2 protein-coding genes are annotated in these 834 nt (G+C 61.6%); both read right to left on the bottom strand.

The genetic code is table 11. The features are described 5' to 3' along the window. On the bottom strand, positions 1-430 hold a 430-nt coding region (locus tag HX823_RS32075; RefSeq protein ID WP_371317981.1), incomplete at its 3' end, for a MotA/TolQ/ExbB proton channel family protein. Between the two features lie 46 nt (positions 431-476). Continuing rightward, on the bottom strand, positions 477-834 hold a 358-nt coding region (locus tag HX823_RS25880), incomplete at its 5' end, for a phytase (RefSeq protein ID WP_177077358.1).

Here is an 834-nt window from a genome sequence, read left to right as displayed (position 1 = left end):
CGGTGCCGAACAGGCCGATGTAGGGGCTGACCGAACCCACGGTTGCCAGAAATTGCAGGCCCTTTTCCAGCTCGATTTCCTGCTCGGTAATCGCCACCTGCAACGCGCGCTCGACCCCTTCCAATACGGCCGGATCGTGGCCCTGCAGGTGCTGGTATTCCTGCACCCCGGCGATAAAGATCGGCGCAATGCCGCCCTCGCCCGCCTGCACGGTTTCGCGGTACAGCGGCTGCAAGTCCGCAGCGCTACGAAAGCGCAGCACAAAACCCTTCAACTGGCGCTCCAGGCGGCGCAACACACTGGCGCGCTGGATGATCAGGTACCAGCTGAGCAAGGAGGCCAGCAGCAACGTCACCATCACCGCCTTGACCAACAGGCTGGCGTCACTGATCAAACCCCAGATCGTCATATGTTCCATCGTCGCGTGCATGGTTAAGCTCCTATTCGATTAAAAAGTGATGACCGGGTGATGACGCCTACGGCAATTTAAGTGCGCGGGTCACCTCAGCCCAAGGCACGAACTTGAAGTTCTGGGTCTGCTCGGGCATGCGCTTGCGGCCGTCCTGCACCACCAGCAGGCCCTTGCTCCAGGGTCCGCCGAGGTTGATGGCGGTGACTTCCAGGCCATCGGTTTCCGAAGCACCATCAATCCCCGCTGCCGCATTCAGGCCGACACGGAAGGCGCCGTGGGTGGCGAACGGTGGCTCGGCATCCAGCACTAGGTAGCTGTCATTGCCTTGGCTGGAGACCACCAGGTAGTCGCGTTCATGGCTCTGGTAGAGCGCCAGGCCCTCGACATCCGCATGCAACTGCGGGCCGACCTTGATCACGCTG

It is taken from the genome of Pseudomonas sp. P7759 (assembly GCF_013386445.1).
GTDB lineage: Bacteria > Pseudomonadota > Gammaproteobacteria > Pseudomonadales > Pseudomonadaceae > Aquipseudomonas > Aquipseudomonas azotoformans_A.
Note: the sequence above shows the minus strand (reverse complement) of the source record. Positions and strands in the feature narration are given on the sequence as shown.